The organism is Pseudomonas sp. NPDC087690, from assembly GCF_044743175.1.
Taxonomy (GTDB): domain Bacteria; phylum Pseudomonadota; class Gammaproteobacteria; order Pseudomonadales; family Pseudomonadaceae; genus Aquipseudomonas.
The window spans coordinates 75,601-91,703 of the sequence record NZ_JBIUVX010000013.1; the positions used below are offsets into that span (position 1 = coordinate 75,601).

A 16,103-nucleotide genomic window follows, 5' to 3' on the forward strand; every position below is an offset into this window, starting at 1 on the left:
GGTTTTCGTCGTGGCGGGGATGTCTCGTCAGATGATGCCGATCCGCGTGGCTGCAATGACGGCAGAAATCTTGTTGCAGACGTTGAGTTTCAGAATCACGTTTTGCACGTGATAGTTCACAGTCCGCTCGCTGAGGAACAGAATCCTCGAAATTTCATACGCGGTCTTGCCCACAGCTGAGAGTTTCAACACTTCCAGCTCCCGCGGCGACAGGTGTGGTTGCGCGGCCTTGAGCGCCTGTTTGGGCAGCGTCCTGGCGAACAGTTCACTCAGGTGGCTGGTCGCGTAGAACATATAGCCAAAATGCTCGTACAGTTCGAGGGGGCTCAAGGGGCCATGCTCTCTGGCCAGGCTGAGAATGCTGCACAAACCGCTTTCCTCGTGCAGAAATGACTGCGACCAGCCGTGGCGCAAGCCATTATCCTGCTGGGCTTGCCATAAGTGCGGGGTCGAGGAGAACAGGTGCTCGCTCCAGACAACAGGCAACATTGAGTGGTTGCAGTGTGCTATTGCCGGGTCGACTTTACTGTAGCGTTCCTTTTCATATTGCTGGCTGAATTGTCGGGGGTAATTATTGATTTGCAAGGCGTTAAAATCGGCATTCCGATTGTTTGATGTCAAATAGATGGCGCAAAACTTGAACCCGATATCTTCAGCAAATTTCAGCAGGATTGGATAAGCAACATCAATCTCCCTGGCGAGAGTCAGCTGCTTCAACTGGGACTCCTTCCACATTTCCATCACTAACTCTCCATGAGTTCTTCGCGGGGGTGCTTTTTTGGATCCAAAGGATCAGCACGAAAACGAAGTGTAGGACGATTCTTACAAAAGCTTCTGGAATATTTTGTTATTGGAGTTCGGCGTTGTTTAAAAAAAAGATATTAGTAAGCGGCTTTTTTCATATGGTGTGTGGCATCTGATCGATCGGTAGTATGCGAGCGTTGAATATTTGCGACTGCTTAAAGATCTTGTTTGTGAGGGCTTGGCGCTAATGCCATTACAAACCACCGGTGTTTAATCGCAGAGGATTGCGCGAAACTGCGGGTACCGGTTCGATGGAGTACCCCATGACTGCCAGCACTGAGAAGTTCACCCGACAGGCCTTGCTCGATGTCCAGCCTGTTACGGCCAATCTGTTCACGCTGCGTACCACGCGCGATGCCGGGTTCAGGTTTCGCGCCGGCCAGTTCGCCCGCCTGGGAGTGACCAAGGCTGATGGCAGTACGGTATGGCGGGCTTATTCGATGGTGTCGTCGCCGTTCGATGAGTTTCTCGAGTTCTTTTCCATCGTGGTGCCAGGAGGGGAGTTCACCAGCGAGCTGAGCCGATTGCAGGTGGGCGATACCTTGCTGGTGGGGCGCCAGGCGTTTGGATACCTGACCCTTGATCGTTTCGTCGATGGTCGCGACCTGTGGTTGTTGTCCACGGGTACCGGGGTCGCGCCGTTTCTATCGATCCTGCAGGACTTCGAGGTCTGGGAAAAATTCGAGCGCATCATTCTCGTCTATAGCGTGCGCGAGGCGCGCGAGCTGGCTTATCAATCGTTGATCGCCGAACTGACGCAACGGGAATACCTGCAAGAGTACGCCCACAAATTTCGGTTCATCCCGACGGTTACGCGTGAGGAACATCCCGGGGCGCTGAATGGGCGCATCACCCTGCTGATCGAGAATGGTGAGCTGGAGCGCAGGGCTGGCGTCAGCCTGACGCCCGAACATTCGCGGGTCATGCTGTGCGGCAATCCGCAGATGATCGGCGACACCCGCGCCCTGCTGAAACGGCGCGGTATGAGCCTGAGCCTTAGCCGCAGGCCCGGTCAGGTGGCGGTGGAAAACTACTGGTAAAAAAAACGGCACCTCACCGGTGCCGTTTTCGTTCATGCCAGCGTGCTCAGGGGCGAGTGTTCTGCGCCTTGAGCAAGTCGCGGATCTCGCCCAGCAATTCCTCTTCTTTGGTCGGAACCGGCGGCAGAGTCGGGGCGACGGCCTCTTCACGCTTCAGGCGGTTGATGGCTTTGACGCCCATGAAAATCGCGAAGGCGACGATGACGAAGTCCAGAATCGTCTGGAGGAACTTGCCGTACGCCATGACCACCGCAGGGGCATTGCCCTCGGCAGCTTTCAGCGTAATTGCCAGATCACTGAAGTCCACACCTCCGATCAGCAGGCCGATTGGCGGCATGATGACGTCGCCGACAAACGACGAAACAATCTTGCCGAAGGCCGCGCCGATGATGATACCGACGGCCATGTCGACCACATTGCCTTTGACCGCGAAGGCCTTGAACTCACTTAGCACGCCCATAGGTTATTTCCTTGTTACAGATGAGGTTGGTGTACGCAGTGTAAATCAGCAAAACGCGTCCTGCGCGAAACACCTTCTTACAATGCCCGTTTTTATCGACACATTAATTGGTAAATAGTTTGCAAAATGCCACTAATCGCGCGCGAAATACGCCTTAACTCGCTGATCAGGAAGCTATTTTTTTCAATCGTGAAGTTGTGAAGATTCTATTTATGTTCCCGCGCCATGCCCTCTAGCCTCTGGTTGGCGCACCCGGATCCGCCCAAAAAAACCAGAGGAACCTGATATGACTTCATCGCTTGGCTCAGGGGCTTTTCCCCGTCGCCGTACCCTTGGCGTACTCACCGCCAGCCTGCTGACGTTCTCCGTGAATGCCGCGCCCCTGACGCGCGATAACGGCGCCGCGGTCGGTGACAACCAGAACTCGCAAACCGCCGGCGCCAATGGCCCGGTGCTGCTGCAGGATGTGCAACTGATTCAGAAACTGCAGCGTTTCGACCGTGAACGCATCCCTGAACGCGTGGTGCACGCCCGCGGTACCGGTGCGCATGGCACCTTCACCGTGACCAATGACCTGAGCGACTTGAGCAAGGCCAAGGTATTTGCTGCCGGCCAGACGACGCCCGTCTTCGTGCGGTTTTCCGCTGTGGTACATGGCAACCACTCCCCGGAAACCCTGCGTGACCCCCGTGGTTTCGCCACCAAGTTCTATACCGCTGATGGCAATTGGGACCTGGTTGGCAATAACTTCCCGACCTTTTTCATCCGTGATGCAATCAAGTTCCCGGATATGGTGCATGCATTCAAACCGGATCCGCGCACTAATCTGGACGACGATTCACGTCGTTTCGATTTCTTTTCCCATGTGCCGGAAGCCACTCGAACGCTGACCGAGTTGTATTCCAATTCGGGAACGCCCGCGAGTTATCGGGAAATGGATGGCAATGGTGTACATGCCTATAAACTGATTAACGCGAAAGGTGAAGTTCACTACGTAAAGTTTCACTGGAAAAGTTTGCAGGGGATTAAAAACCTCACGCCTGGAGAAGTAAGCAAAGTTCAAGGTCAAGATTACAGTCATATGACCAATGATCTTGTCACTCATATCAACAAGGGTGATTTCCCGAAGTGGGACTTGTACATTCAAGTGCTAAAACCACAAGATTTGTCTAAGTTTGATTTCGATCCATTGGACGCTACCAAGATCTGGCCAGGTATTCCTGAGCGAAAAGTTGGACAGATGGTTTTGAACCGAAATCCGCAAAACGTATTTCAGGAGACCGAACAAGTGGCCATGGCGCCAGCCAATGTAGTTCCGGGTATCGAGCCATCGGAAGATCGTTTGTTGCAAGGTCGAGTGTTCTCTTATGCCGATACGCAGATGTATCGTCTCGGCGCCAACGCTTTGCAACTGCCGATCAACGCACCGAAGGTTGCGGTGAATAACGGCAATCAGGATGGCGCAATGAACATCGGCGCGAGCAACTCCGGGGTGAATTATCAGCCAAGCCGTTTGCAGCCGCGTGAAGAAGCAAATAGTGCGCGCTACAGCCAGTCGGCGCTGTCCGGCAACACTCAGCAGGCGAAAATTACACGAGAGCAGAACTTCAAACAGGCCGGTGAACTGTATCGCTCATTCAGCCAGAAGGAACGTCGTGACCTGATCGAGAGCTTTGGCGGCTCGCTGGCGACCACCGATGACGAGAGCAAGCACATCATCCTGTCTTTCCTTTATAAGGCTGATCCGGAATACGGCAGCGGTGTGACGGCAGTGGCCAAGGGTGACCTGAGTCGAGTCAAGGCGTTGGCGGCCAAGCTGGTCGACTGATTTCGACGCAATGCCATGCGGGGCCTGAATCAGGCCCCGTTCTGTTCAAGGAGGTGGTTTATGCGTGTTCTTCTATTCTTGCTGCTCGGCTGCCAGTCCTTTGCTGCGCTGGCCGAACAGAACCCTGAGGCGATCAAGGCCCAACTGCAGGACTACTATTTCGACGCCGCCCGGCGCGGTGATGTACCGATGCTCGAGACCTTCATCGAGTCCGGCTATTCCCTCGATACCCGTGACGGCAAGGGTTACACCGCATTGATTCTGGCGGCCTATCACGGTCAGGCGCCGGCGGTGGAGCGTTTGCTCGCGGCCGGGGCCGACGCCTGTGCGCAGGATCAACGCGGCAATACCGCGCTGATGGGGGCGATCTTCAAAGGCGAGTTGCAGATCGCCCGGCGCCTGATGGCTACCCATTGCAGCCCTGACCAACGCAATGGCGCCGGGCAGACGGCTGCCATGTACGCCGGGTTGTTCAAACGCCTGGAATTGCTCGATGCACTGAAAACCAGGGGCGCCGATCTGAATGCCGAGGATCCGTTGGGCAATAGCGCCACACGTCTGGCCAACGGGGAAATCCGTACCAGCGCGCCGCGCTGATCGACGACAGCTGCGTTATCATCGCCGTTTTTTCCGGGGGATCGAGATGGCCAAGGCCAAGCGCATGTACGGCTGCACCGAGTGCGGCGCAACCTTTCCCAAGTGGGCCGGGCAGTGTGGGGAGTGTGGTGCCTGGAACACCCTGACCGAAACCATGATCGAAAGTGGCGGCGCCACAGCACCCACCGGTCGCACCGGCTGGGCCGGGCAGCAGGCACAGATCAAGACCCTGGCCGAAGTCAGCATTGAAGAGATTCCGCGCTTCTCCACCGCTTCCGGTGAACTGGATCGCGTGCTCGGCGGCGGTCTGGTCGACGGTTCTGTGGTGTTGATCGGCGGCGATCCCGGGATCGGCAAGTCAACCATTCTGTTGCAGACCCTGTGCAACCTCGCCAAGAGCATGCCCGCCCTTTACGTCACTGGCGAAGAATCTCAGCAACAAGTGGCGATGCGCGCCCGCCGTCTCGGCTTGCCGCAGGATCAACTGCGAGTCATGACTGAAACCTGCATCGAAACCATCATCGCCACAGCTCGCCAGGAAAAGCCCAAGGTGATGGTGATCGACTCGATTCAGACGATCTTCACCGAACAACTGCAATCGGCGCCCGGCGGCGTATCCCAGGTGCGCGAGAGCGCGGCGCTGCTGGTGCGCTACGCCAAGCAGAGCGGCACGGCGATTTTCCTCGTCGGCCACGTGACCAAGGAAGGCGCGCTGGCCGGTCCGCGTGTGCTCGAGCATATGGTCGACACCGTGTTGTATTTCGAAGGTGAGTCCGATGGTCGTCTGCGTTTGCTGCGCGCGGTGAAAAACCGTTTCGGCGCGGTCAACGAGTTGGGCGTGTTCGGCATGACCGACAAGGGCTTGAAAGAAGTCTCCAACCCGTCGGCGATTTTTCTCACCCGCGCGCAGGAAGAAGTTCCAGGCAGTGTGGTCATGGCGACGTGGGAAGGCACGCGGCCGATGCTGGTGGAAGTGCAGGCGCTGGTCGATGACAGCCATCTGGCCAATCCGCGTCGGGTGACGCTGGGCCTGGATCAGAACCGTTTGGCGATGTTGCTTGCCGTTTTGCACCGCCATGGCGGGATTCCGACTCACGATCAGGATGTATTTCTCAACGTCGTCGGTGGGGTGAAGGTGCTGGAAACGGCGTCTGACCTGGCGTTGATGGCCGCGGTGATGTCGAGTTTGCGCAACCGACCGTTGCCGCATGATCTGTTGGTGTTCGGTGAGGTCGGCCTGTCCGGCGAAGTGCGCCCAGTGCCGAGCGGTCAAGAGCGCTTGAAGGAAGCGGCGAAGCATGGTTTCAAACGGGCGATCGTGCCGAAGGGCAATGCGCCGAAGGAATCACCTCCGGGTTTGCAGATCATCGCCGTGACCCGCCTCGAACAGGCGCTCGACGCACTTTTCGAATAACCAGAGATACCCTGTAGGAGCTGCCGCAGGCTGCGATCTTTTGACTTTGTTTTGAAGATCAAAAGATCGCAGCCTGCGGCAGCTCCTACAGGGGCAAGCTTCAGATTTCGATCAGCGCGCCCAGTTCGCGTTCCAGTTCGGCTTCGTCAGCCAGATTCAGCTCGATCAATCGCCGCAAGCGCTGGATCGACTCCAGACTGATGTGCCGGCAGACAAACCCCAACTGGCCGTTCTCTTCATGGGCCAAGTGCACATCCATCTCGATATCGACGTCTTCGCTCAGATGAATATCGACGAAGAAATCCTTCTGCGCGTCCCCCAGCCACGGCTCCGGTCGCTCGATCAACAGCCCTTTGAGCGAGAGGTCGATCAACTTGACGGGCCAGATGTACTCGGCCTGACTCAGCTCGGTTCTGGCATCGAACGCAATACGTTTGAAGCGACGACGGTTGGCTGGGTGCTCGCTCATGGCGCAATCCTCCGAAGATTCGCTGACTATAGACCCGCATTGTTCGCGCGTGCCAGCGCAGACGGGCCAGATAGACCAATGTCGGGGTATGGCCTTTGGCGCCGTTAGCGCTAAACTCGGGGTGGCTGTCTTTCTTGTCCACCCTGGCTGGAATAATAAAATGAAAAATAATAATAGCCTGCTACGCCACTTACCCTGGCTAGTGCTGGCAATCGTAGGAGCGTGCGCCCTGGGCGTAGTGGCATTGCGCCGCGGCGAGGCGATCAACGCCTTGTGGATCGTGGTCGCTGCCGTGGCCATTTATCTGGTTGCGTACCGTTACTACAGTCTGTTCATCGCTAACAATGTGATGCAACTGGACCCGCGTCGGGCCACCCCCGCCGTGCTCAACAACGACGGTCTGGACTATGTGCCGACCAACAAACACATTCTTTTCGGTCACCACTTCGCTGCCATCGCTGGCGCCGGACCTCTGGTCGGCCCGGTATTGGCGGCGCAGATGGGCTACTTGCCCGGCACGCTGTGGCTGATTGCCGGTGTGGTGCTAGCGGGCGCGGTGCAGGACTTCATGGTTCTGTTCATGTCGACCCGGCGCAACGGCCGTTCCCTGGGCGACATGGTGCGTGAAGAAATGGGCCGCATTCCCGGCACCATCGCACTGTTCGGCTGCTTCCTGATCATGATCATCATCCTCGCGGTGCTGGCATTGATCGTGGTTAAAGCGCTGGCCGAGAGCCCATGGGGCATCTTCACCGTGATGGCGACCATCCCGATCGCGATGTTCATGGGCATTTACATGCGCTACATCCGCCCGGGCCGTATCGGCGAAATCTCCGTGGTCGGCGTGTTGCTGCTGCTCGGTTCGATCTGGCTGGGCGGGCAGATTGCTGCTGATCCGGTGTGGGCCAAGGCGTTCACCTTCACCGGCGTGCAGATTACCTGGATGCTGGTCGGTTACGGTTTCGTCGCGGCCTCGCTGCCGGTGTGGCTGATTCTGGCACCGCGTGACTATCTGTCGACGTTCCTCAAGATCGGCACCATCGTCGCCCTGGCGATCGGTATTCTGATCACCATGCCCGAGCTGAAAATGCCGGCGCTGACCCAGTTCGTCGACGGCACCGGTCCGGTGTGGAAGGGCGGTCTGTTCCCGTTCCTGTTCATCACCATCGCTTGCGGTGCGGTTTCCGGTTTCCACGCGCTGATTTCTTCGGGCACCACGCCGAAGCTGCTGGATAACGAAACCAACGCCCGTTACATCGGTTACGGCGGCATGCTGATGGAGTCGTTCGTCGCCATCATGGCCATGGTCGCCGCGTCGGTGATCGAGCCTGGCGTGTACTTCGCGATGAACAGCCCGGCCGCCGTTGTTGGCAGTGATGTCGCATCGGTTGCGCAAGTGGTTTCCAGCTGGGGCTTTGCGATCACGCCGGAAGCGCTGCAAGCCGTGGCGCATGACATTGGCGAAACCACCATCCTGGCCCGTGCCGGTGGTGCGCCAACCCTGGCGGTCGGTATCGCACAGATCCTGCACAGTGTTCTGCCGGGTGAAAACACCATGGCGTTCTGGTACCACTTCGCGATCCTGTTCGAGGCACTGTTCATCCTGACCGCGGTTGACGCCGGTACTCGTGCCGGGCGCTTCATGCTGCAGGATCTGTTGGGCTCCTTCGTTCCGGCGCTGAAGCGTACCGAATCGTGGACTGCCAACCTGATCGCCACCGCCGGTTGTGTGGCAATGTGGGGCTGGCTGCTGTACCAAGGCGTGATCGATCCACTGGGCGGCATCAACACCTTGTGGCCACTGTTCGGTATCTCCAACCAGATGCTGGCGGGTATTGCGCTGATGCTCGGCACCGTGGTTCTGATCAAAATGAAGCGTCAGCGTTACATTTGGGTCACCCTGCTGCCAGCCACCTGGCTGCTGATCTGCACCACGACTGCAGGCTTCATCAAGTTGTTCGACGCCAACCCGGCGATCGGCTTCCTGTCGCTGGCCAAGAAGTACAGCGATGCGCTGGCCAACGGTCAGGTGCTGGCCCCGGCAAAAAGCGTCGAGCAGATGCAGCACGTGATCTTCAACGCCTACACCAACGCAACGCTCACCGCGCTGTTCCTGTTCGTGGTCTTCAGCATCCTGTTCTATGCGCTCAAGGTCGGCATCGCCGCCTGGGGCAAAAAAGAGCGCACGGATAAAGAATCGCCATTCCAGGCTCTGCCGGACGCGTAACCAGAGGATTGCACCATGTTCAATGACCTGAGTCGCCTCGGTAAATACCTCGGTCAGGCCGCGCGCCTGATGGTCGGCATGCCCGACTACGACACCTACGTCGAGCATATGCAAACCAAGCACCCGGACAAACCGGTGATGAGCTACGAGATGTTCTTTCGCGAACGTCAGGAGGCCCGTTACGGTGGCAAGGGTGGGCCGAAGTGCTGTTGAGCTGACAGCGCAGAGGTTGAGGTAATCCCCTGTGGGAGCTAGCCCTGCTGGCGATTGCGGAGTGTCATTCGACAGTCATGTCGACTGATACACCCTCATCGCCAGCAGGCTGGCTCCCACATTTGTTTTGTGTTTCTTTTCAGGAGATCGAGTTTTGTCCTCTCCCATCCCGGTCACGGTACTCAGCGGTTTCCTCGGTGCCGGCAAGACCACTTTGCTGCGCCATATTTTGAAAGCCGAGCACGGCCTGAAAATCGCCGTGATCGAAAACGAATTCAGCGACGCCGGCATCGATAGCCAATTGCTCGGTGATGAACCCGTCCAGGTCATGACCCTGGCCAACGGCTGCGTCTGCTGCACCATCCACACCGACCTGACCAAAGCCCTGTACCTGCTGCTCGAACGGCTGGACAGCGGCGAGATCGCCTTCGATCGCCTAGTGATCGAATGCACCGGTCTGGCCGATCCAGCGCCGGTCGCGCAGACCTTTTTCATCGATGAAGAGCTGCGTGAGCGATACCTGCTCGACGGCATCATTACCCTGGTCGATGCCGCGCATGCCGACGTGCACCTGACTCAGACCATCGCCCAGGCGCAGATCGGTTTCGCCGACCGCTTGCTGGTGAGCAAGACCGATCTGGTCGACGAAGCCACGTTCAACGCGTTGAGCGAACGCCTGACACGGATCAACCGGCGTGCGCCGGTTCGTGTGGTTGAGCACGGCAATATTGATCTGGCTGAACTGCTCGATGTGCGCGGCTTTAATCTCAACGCCGACCTCGGCGGCGGATTGAGCCTGCGTCCGGTCACCAAGGCACCGTCGATTGATCGCATTTCCAGTCTGGTGCTGCGCACCGATCAACCGCTGGATATTGATCAGCTCAGCGAGTTCATGAATGAATTGCTCGAAGAGCACGGCAAACAATTGCTGCGTTACAAAGGCGTGCTGAGCATTGCTGGCGAAGATCGCCGCCTGGTGTTTCAGGGTGTGCTGAAACTCTATGGTTTCGACTGGGACACCGAATGGGCCGAGGGAGAGGCGCGGGAAAGCGTGATTGTGTTTATTGCTGATGATTTGCCGGAAGAGAAGATTCGGGCGGGGTTTGCCAGGGTGGTTTCTGCCTGATGGGTTTGTAGTGTCAATGATGACGCCATCGCGATCAGGCTCACTCCTACAGGGGAACGCGTTTCAAATGTAGGAGTGAGCCTGCTCGCGATAGCAATCTAACCTGCAACACAATGCTCAAGATCTGAACCCAGCAGCGTCTGCTCAAGATGATCCAGATGCCGATTCATCAACATCGCGGCCTTGGAAACATCGCCTCGCTCGACGGCCTCAACCAGCACCAAATGCTCCTGCCATGCGCAACAACTGTGCGTAGTACCCTCACACCGCGCAATCGCCAACGACGTCAGCGGCACCAGACTGCCCAAAAAATTCGCCAACGGCGCATTCCCCGCCATCTGCGCCAAGTGCAGATGAAACTCCCCCGACAAGCGAATCGCCATCCCGCGCCGATCCTGCTCGACAGCCTGACGCTCGCGCTCGATCAACCCGCGCAAGCGTTTCATGCCGTCAGCCTGCGGGCACTGGCAGGCCAAACGTACCAACGTACTTTCAGTCAGCCGTCGTGCGTGCAAAGTCTGCCGTGTCTGCTCGCGATCAGGGGCCGCCACACGCGGGCGATGGTTGGCGCGCAGGACAATGACTTGCTCAAGCGACAACTGCGTCAGCACCCGGCGCACATCCGCACGACTGACACTGAACATCTCTTTCAAACTGTCCTCAGTGAATCGGCTGTCCGGATCAAGGCGCTGTTCCAGAATCGCATCGAACAGTCGCGGATACAGATCGTCCGTCGGCGCCCTTACGCGGGAAAAGGGCAGGGGCGCAGTAGTCGGGTGGGTGTGCGACGGTGAGGCGAAACTGTTCATAGCCTGTCTCCAATAGGAATCAGCGACTCAGGTTGTCATCCGGAATATTCAGCTCGATGCCCATGCGTTGACCTTCGCGCAGAATGTGCCGGCGCATTTCGGCACTGGCCTGGGCGCTGTTCTTGCTGCGGATTGCGCGCACCACGGCTTCGTTTTCTTCCAGGCGTTCGGCCAAATGTTCCGGGGAGTTACGCAGCACTTCGGCACTCTGCTTGAGCGCATTGCTGGTTTGCTGCACCACGCTCTGGAAAATCGGGTTCGAGGTCAGGGTGAACAGTTCTTCGTGGAAGGCGATGTAGGCGCTGACCCCGGCCTCACTGTCACCGGCCTCAAGGGCTTCGCGCATGTCCATCAGGGTCAGGCGCAACTGGCCGACTTCCTTGCTGCTGATCGACTGCGCGACCAGGCCAACAATGAACGGCTCAAGGGTGTAGCGCAGTTGCAGCACATCTTCGAGGCTGGCACCGGCGACTGCACTGTCGTGGCTTTGACTGTCGCTGAATTGCGCGTCGAGTACGATCACGCCTTTGCCCGGCATCGAGCGGACGAGGCCGAGGGTTTCCAGGACGATCACTGCTTCGCGCAGGCTCGGACGACTGATGCCCAGCTGTTCGGCGAGTTCGCGCTGGCCCGGCAGCATGTCGCCGGAGCGCCACTGGCCACGGGCCAATGCGGCCCGCAGTTTTTCTACGACTGAGTTGACGACGGTTGATGTGGTGATCACTTGTCTTGCTCCATGTGCCTAAAGGGGCGCCGCAAACCAGATCAAAAGATCGCAGCCTGCGGCCACTCCTGCAGGGTTAAATCAGAACTCCTGCTGGTGCGCCGGAGTTGCTGCTTTACGCGGTTGAAAGGTGTAGCCCTGCTGACCGCTGAGTACTTTGTTGGCGCGTTGTACGTCGATGTCCTTTTCCCAACGGGCGATCGCTACCGTGGCAACGCAGTTGCCGATCAGGTTGGTCAGCGCCCGACCGATGCCCATGAACCAGTCCACTGCGAGCACGAGCACCAGACCGACCACCGGGATCGCCGGAATTGCCGTCAACGTTGCCGCCAGAATCACCAGTGCCGAACCGGGAATGCCGTGGGCACCTTTGGAGGTAATCAGCGACACCAGCAGAATGGTCAGCAAGTCGGTCATCGCCAGTGGTGTACCGGTGGCATTGGCGATGAACACAATGGCCAGGGTGAGGTAGATCGAAAAACCGTCGAGATTGAACGAGTACCCGGTCGGAATCACCAGACCCACGGTCGAACTGCCGATGCCGAGGTGTTCGAGTTTGCGCATGATCTGTGGCAGCACGGCGTCGGACGAGGCGGTGCCCATGACGATCAGCAGTTCTTCACGCAGATACTTCAACAGCGGCCACATGCGCAGGCCAGAGGCACGCATCACCAGACCGAGAATCACGCTGACGAACGCGATGCAGGTCAGGTAGAACAAACCGACCAGGCTACCCAGATGTTGCAGGGAGTCGAGGCCATATTTGCTGGTGGTGAAAGCGATGGCGCCGAACACGCCGATTGGTGCCAGACGCACGATCATGCCCATGATCCGGAAGATCACATGGCTCAGTTCGTTGATCAGTCGCGAGATTCCGGAAGCGGCTTCACCGACCAGATTCAACGCACTGCCGAACAGCACCGAGAACAGTAGAACCTGCAGAATGTTGTTGTCAGCGAAGGCACCGATCACCGACGTCGGGATCAGGTCCATCAGGAACTGCGTGGTGGTGTGCATGTGCTGGCCGCGTTCGGCGAGATCGCCCATGTCGGTGGTGGACAGCTGCTCCAGATGAATATTCGCGCCGCTGCCGATGCCAGTGCTGAAGGCGAAGACCAGGCCGATCACCAAAGCGATGGTGGTCAGCACTTCAAAGTAGATCACCGACTTGAGGCCGATGCGCCCGACCTTCTTCAGATCGCCCGCGCCGCTGATACCGCTGACCACCACGCAGAACACGATCAGGCCAATGAGCATCTTGATCAGTTTGATGAAACCGTCGCCGAGCGGTTTGAGCTGGGCCGAGTATTCGGGGAGGGTCAGCCCGCAGACGATGCCGAGCATCAGTCCGAGAACCACTTGGAGAAAGATTGAACGCGAGCACCATCTGAGCATGGGAGGAATCCTGGTCGGTGTCCTGGCTGCCGTGTGCGGAGCACATCAGATTCAGGACTTAATTATTGTGGTCTTACCGGTATGTCCAGTGCAGGCGCAGTCTACGCTCGGTTTTTTCAGTAATACAAGGGGGAAGCACAAAATTGGCATGACCGGTCTGACCAGTGGTGCGCAATGCTGTTGTGGCGGGCGGCGTTCGAGAGGCGATGCCCGGTCATGACTGGCCGGGCGCGGTGTTGGGATCCTGCTCAGTAAGGCACGTTACGCTGGAGGATGTTCAACTTGAAGTCGATAACACCTGCACTGCGATTGTGGTTGGTGCGCACGAAAGTACCCACTTTCGGATCGTATTTACTGCGACTTTGCCCTGCGCAGAGCAGAGCACCGCCTCGGGTCCGTATTCTGACGGTGGGAGTGTCCGTGTCGATTTCATCGAGGGTGATGATGTTGCCTTTGGCGTTCAGCAAGTTGAAGGTGGTCTGATCGCCATCTTCGGTTGCATAGGCATTCAAGAAGTCTTTTTCTTCTCGACTGATGGTTCTGTAGTAATACTCGCCCGGCGTGAAAATGTAGATTGTGTAGTAGTCGTCGAGGCACCGGAAATAAAAGGTCAAGGCGTCGGGGGCTACATCGGGCTTGAGAAAAAGATAGTTTGAAACATCTATCTGGTAGGAGAAGGTAAAGGCCTCGTAATCCGGACGCGGAGTGCTGATTGCCCTGCCATAAGTCAACTTCGGAAAGTGAGGTTGACCAAAGCGAGTGCTAATGGTTGCAGTAAACGATTTTTCTTGGTCGGTACTCATAAGTGTCTTCTTTTTTAATGCGAATAGATAAGTCACTTGGCCGCAAGTGGGCGCAAGCATGCAAATGTTTGTGTTGTCAGATTTCGTCTGGATCACTGATGAACGAGGCATTGCGCTCAATGATTCGCAGTGTGAACGGGATGCCGTCGTTATCAGTCCCGGCCAGGTAGCTGTAGGGGGCGCCTCGGCGGCGAACGGCGCTGATGTGTCCGGAGTTGCGGGCCTTGAGCCGAACCCGCTGAGTATCACGTCCCATGTCCTCAAGGGTGATGGTTCGATTATCCAGACTCAGTAGGTTGAACGAGGTGGTGTCACCGCCTGCCGGCAGGAAGGCACCCAGCACGCCGCCGACATCCTTGCTGATGCAATGGCCGGTATGAGTGGCGTGGGAACGGATGTAGAGGTGGTAATAGTCATCGGTGCAGCGAAAGTAAATGTTCATGGGCGACGCATTTTTTACTTCCCCGTGCGGACGGCGGCCCAGTAGATGAGCATCATTGAGTTTGATGGAGGCTCCGGTATAAAAGCCGCCCGAAAAGGATTTATCAATGCGCAGGGTCGGTGTTTCATATAATGCCCCGAGGATATCGAGGTGATGCTGGTCAAGTTCCAGTGTTGCTATAAAGGATTTCTGCCTGTTGGTGCTCATGAACTCTTCCTTGAGTTATTGATACTGTGATTTTTAGCGATTGTTAAAAACCTTTTCCACGACTTTTTCAGTTGTTATTGGGTTATTGGTTTACCTCGGCTAAACACTATCAGCTAAGTTTTATTGGTGGGTGTGTTTTTACTTAAGTTGTTGTTTCAGTGTTCAAGCGCCGAAAGTAATGAGCCCAAAGGAGGGAGACGATATCGCTTTCCTGCAGACGAAAAAAAACCGGCCAATCACTTGGCCGGTTTTTCATGCTGCGGGTTTGACGTCGCGATTACGCGCCGTATACCGGCAGTTTCTTGCAAATGGCTTTGACTTTCTCACGAACGGCGTCGATCACCGCTTCGTTGTTCAGGTCTGCCAGGATGTCGCAGATCCAGCCGGCCAGTTCTTTGCACTCGGCTTGCTTGAAGCCGCGAGTGGTCACAGCCGGGGTACCGAAGCGCAGGCCGGAAGTGACGAACGGCGAGCGTGGATCGTTTGGCACCGAGTTCTTGTTCACGGTGATGAACGCTTTGCCCAGAGCGGCGTCGGCGTCTTTACCGGAGATGTCCTGCTTGATCAGCGACAGCAGGAACAGGTGGTTCTTGGTACCGCCCGAAACCACGTCGAAACCGCGCTCGATGAACACTTCGGCCATGGCCTGGGCGTTCAGTACCACTTGTTCCTGGTAGGCCTTGAACTCAGGCTGCAGTGCTTCCTTGAAGCAGATCGCCTTGGCAGCAATCACGTGCTCCAGCGGGCCACCCTGGGCGCCCGGGAATACCGCGGAGTTCAGCTTCTTCTCGATGTCGGCGTTGGCGCGCGCCAGGATCAGGCCGCCACGTGGACCGCGCAGGGTCTTGTGCGTGGTGGTGGTCACGACGTCAGCGAATGGCACCGGGTTCGGGTAAACACCCGCGGCAACCAGACCGGCCACGTGAGCCATGTCGACGAACAGGTAAGCACCAACCTTGTCCGCGATGGCGCGGAAGCGTGGGAAGTCGAGGATCTGCGAGTAGGCAGAGAAACCGGCGACGATCATTTTCGGCTTGTGCTCAACGGCCAGGCGCTCGACTTCGTCGTAGTCGATCAGGCCATTGGCGTCGATGCCGTACTGCACGGCGTTGTACAGCTTGCCGGAGGAGGAAACGCTGGCGCCGTGGGTCAGGTGACCACCGTGGGCCAGGCTCATGCCCAGAATGGTGTCGCCACCTTGCAGCAGGGCCAGGTAAACAGCCGCGTTGGCTTGCGAACCGGCGTGTGGCTGAACGTTGGCGTAATCGGCGCCGAACAGCTCTTTGGCGCGGTCGATGGCCAGTTGCTCAACGATGTCGACGTACTCGCAACCACCGTAGTAACGCTTGCCTGGGTAGCCTTCAGCGTACTTGTTGGTCAGGACCGAGCCTTGAGCTTCCATCACCGCTGGGCTGGTGTAGTTTTCCGAAGCGATCAGCTCAATGTGTTCTTCCTGGCGCTGAGCTTCTTGCTCCATGGCGGCAAAAAGGTCGGCGTCGTACTTGGCAATAGTCAAATCACGGCTGAACATGGCGGTCCTCAAGG

Annotated in this window: 16 protein-coding genes; 7 read left to right on the plus strand and 9 right to left on the minus strand. The window is 57.4% G+C overall.

Annotated elements, in window-relative coordinates; genetic code table 11:
- Nucleotides 1–27: 27 nt before the first annotated feature.
- Nucleotides 28–741 (minus strand): autoinducer binding domain-containing protein, encoded by a 714-nt coding sequence (locus ACIPIZ_RS15490; protein WP_064392353.1) that lies wholly within the window; start codon nt 739–741, stop codon nt 28–30.
- 326 nt (nt 742–1,067) lie between these two features.
- Between ACIPIZ_RS15490 and ACIPIZ_RS15495 the strand changes: the two genes are divergently transcribed.
- Complete coding sequence (locus ACIPIZ_RS15495; protein WP_401165970.1) at nt 1,068–1,844, plus strand: ferredoxin--NADP reductase; 777 nt, start codon at nt 1,068–1,070, stop codon at nt 1,842–1,844.
- A gap of 46 nt (nt 1,845–1,890) precedes the next feature.
- Here ACIPIZ_RS15495 and mscL read toward each other — a convergent pair whose 3' ends face one another.
- On the minus strand, nt 1,891–2,304 hold the full coding sequence (gene mscL / locus ACIPIZ_RS15500; protein ID WP_064392357.1) for a large-conductance mechanosensitive channel protein MscL: 414 nt from the start codon (nt 2,302–2,304) through the stop codon (nt 1,891–1,893).
- A gap of 286 nt (nt 2,305–2,590) precedes the next feature.
- Here mscL and katB point away from each other — a divergent pair, with 286 nt between their 5' ends.
- From katB to radA, 3 genes are read left to right on the plus strand one after another with little or no spacing between them, the layout of a single operon-like run.
- Nucleotides 2,591–4,132, plus strand: coding sequence for a catalase KatB (gene katB / locus ACIPIZ_RS15505; RefSeq protein ID WP_064392359.1), 1,542 nt, complete (start codon nt 2,591–2,593; stop codon nt 4,130–4,132).
- 60 nt (nt 4,133–4,192) lie between these two features.
- Entirely contained in the window at nt 4,193–4,729 is a 537-nt protein-coding gene (locus ACIPIZ_RS15510; RefSeq protein WP_064392361.1) for an ankyrin repeat domain-containing protein, read from the plus strand.
- A 46-nt stretch (nt 4,730–4,775) separates the two neighbouring features.
- Nucleotides 4,776–6,143 (plus strand): DNA repair protein RadA, encoded by a 1,368-nt coding sequence (gene radA / locus ACIPIZ_RS15515; protein WP_007909773.1) that lies wholly within the window; start codon nt 4,776–4,778, stop codon nt 6,141–6,143.
- 100 nt (nt 6,144–6,243) lie between these two features.
- Here the strand turns inward: radA and ACIPIZ_RS15520 are convergent, their stop codons facing one another.
- Nucleotides 6,244–6,612 carry a PilZ domain-containing protein gene (locus tag ACIPIZ_RS15520; RefSeq protein ID WP_105708345.1) on the minus strand — a complete coding sequence of 123 codons (369 nt, stop codon included), beginning with the start codon at nt 6,610–6,612 and terminating at the stop codon, nt 6,244–6,246.
- 160 nt (nt 6,613–6,772) lie between these two features.
- Between ACIPIZ_RS15520 and ACIPIZ_RS15525 the strand changes: the two genes are divergently transcribed.
- From ACIPIZ_RS15525 to yjiA, 3 genes are all read left to right on the plus strand, one after another.
- Nucleotides 6,773–8,839 (plus strand): carbon starvation CstA family protein, encoded by a 2,067-nt coding sequence (locus ACIPIZ_RS15525; RefSeq protein WP_007909776.1) that lies wholly within the window; start codon nt 6,773–6,775, stop codon nt 8,837–8,839.
- Nucleotides 8,840–8,854: 15 nt separating this feature from the next.
- Nucleotides 8,855–9,052, plus strand: a complete 198-nt coding sequence (locus tag ACIPIZ_RS15530) for a YbdD/YjiX family protein (protein ID WP_003228401.1) — start codon at nt 8,855–8,857, stop codon at nt 9,050–9,052.
- A 154-nt stretch (nt 9,053–9,206) separates the two neighbouring features.
- A complete protein-coding gene (yjiA, locus tag ACIPIZ_RS15535; protein WP_122853770.1) occupies nt 9,207–10,178 on the plus strand; it encodes a GTPase in 972 nt (323 codons plus the stop codon).
- Between the two features lie 98 nt (nt 10,179–10,276).
- Here yjiA and ACIPIZ_RS15540 read toward each other — a convergent pair whose 3' ends face one another.
- From ACIPIZ_RS15540 to glyA, 6 genes are all read right to left on the minus strand, one after another.
- Nucleotides 10,277–10,987 carry a GntR family transcriptional regulator gene (locus tag ACIPIZ_RS15540; protein ID WP_401165974.1) on the minus strand — a complete coding sequence of 237 codons (711 nt, stop codon included), beginning with the start codon at nt 10,985–10,987 and terminating at the stop codon, nt 10,277–10,279.
- 19 nt (nt 10,988–11,006) lie between these two features.
- On the minus strand, nt 11,007–11,711 hold the full coding sequence (locus tag ACIPIZ_RS15545; protein ID WP_105708349.1) for a FadR/GntR family transcriptional regulator: 705 nt from the start codon (nt 11,709–11,711) through the stop codon (nt 11,007–11,009).
- Between the two features lie 81 nt (nt 11,712–11,792).
- Nucleotides 11,793–13,106: a C4-dicarboxylate transporter DctA gene (locus tag ACIPIZ_RS15550; protein ID WP_064392372.1), complete on the minus strand. Its 1,314-nt coding sequence runs from the start codon at nt 13,104–13,106 to the stop codon at nt 11,793–11,795.
- A gap of 248 nt (nt 13,107–13,354) precedes the next feature.
- Complete coding sequence (locus tag ACIPIZ_RS15555; protein WP_064392374.1) at nt 13,355–13,909, minus strand: hypothetical protein; 555 nt, start codon at nt 13,907–13,909, stop codon at nt 13,355–13,357.
- Between the two features lie 76 nt (nt 13,910–13,985).
- Nucleotides 13,986–14,558 carry a hypothetical protein gene (locus tag ACIPIZ_RS15560; protein WP_401165977.1) on the minus strand — a complete coding sequence of 191 codons (573 nt, stop codon included), beginning with the start codon at nt 14,556–14,558 and terminating at the stop codon, nt 13,986–13,988.
- A 277-nt stretch (nt 14,559–14,835) separates the two neighbouring features.
- Complete coding sequence (gene glyA / locus ACIPIZ_RS15565) at nt 14,836–16,089, minus strand: serine hydroxymethyltransferase (RefSeq protein WP_007909785.1); 1,254 nt, start codon at nt 16,087–16,089, stop codon at nt 14,836–14,838.
- Nucleotides 16,090–16,103: the final 14 nt, after the last annotated feature.

Bases quoted from the DNA above. Each gene is read 5' to 3' on its own strand.
- radA (WP_007909773.1), top strand. From the start codon at position 4,776: ATGGCCAAGGCCAAGCGCATGTACGGCTGCACCGAGTGCGGCGCAACC.
- katB (WP_064392359.1), top strand. From the start codon at position 2,591: ATGACTTCATCGCTTGGCTCAGGGGCTTTTCCCCGTCGCCGTACCCTT.
- mscL (WP_064392357.1), bottom strand. From the start codon at position 2,304: ATGGGCGTGCTAAGTGAGTTCAAGGCCTTCGCGGTCAAAGGCAATGTG.
- ACIPIZ_RS15555 (WP_064392374.1), bottom strand. From the start codon at position 13,909: ATGAGTACCGACCAAGAAAAATCGTTTACTGCAACCATTAGCACTCGC.
- ACIPIZ_RS15510 (WP_064392361.1), top strand. From the start codon at position 4,193: ATGCGTGTTCTTCTATTCTTGCTGCTCGGCTGCCAGTCCTTTGCTGCG.
- glyA (WP_007909785.1), bottom strand. From the start codon at position 16,089: ATGTTCAGCCGTGATTTGACTATTGCCAAGTACGACGCCGACCTTTTT.
- ACIPIZ_RS15540 (WP_401165974.1), bottom strand. From the start codon at position 10,987: ATGAACAGTTTCGCCTCACCGTCGCACACCCACCCGACTACTGCGCCC.
- ACIPIZ_RS15560 (WP_401165977.1), bottom strand. From the start codon at position 14,558: ATGAGCACCAACAGGCAGAAATCCTTTATAGCAACACTGGAACTTGAC.
- ACIPIZ_RS15490 (WP_064392353.1), bottom strand. From the start codon at position 741: ATGGAAATGTGGAAGGAGTCCCAGTTGAAGCAGCTGACTCTCGCCAGG.
- ACIPIZ_RS15550 (WP_064392372.1), bottom strand. From the start codon at position 13,106: ATGCTCAGATGGTGCTCGCGTTCAATCTTTCTCCAAGTGGTTCTCGGA.
- ACIPIZ_RS15495 (WP_401165970.1), top strand. From the start codon at position 1,068: ATGACTGCCAGCACTGAGAAGTTCACCCGACAGGCCTTGCTCGATGTC.
- ACIPIZ_RS15525 (WP_007909776.1), top strand. From the start codon at position 6,773: ATGAAAAATAATAATAGCCTGCTACGCCACTTACCCTGGCTAGTGCTG.
- ACIPIZ_RS15530 (WP_003228401.1), top strand. From the start codon at position 8,855: ATGTTCAATGACCTGAGTCGCCTCGGTAAATACCTCGGTCAGGCCGCG.
- ACIPIZ_RS15520 (WP_105708345.1), bottom strand. From the start codon at position 6,612: ATGAGCGAGCACCCAGCCAACCGTCGTCGCTTCAAACGTATTGCGTTC.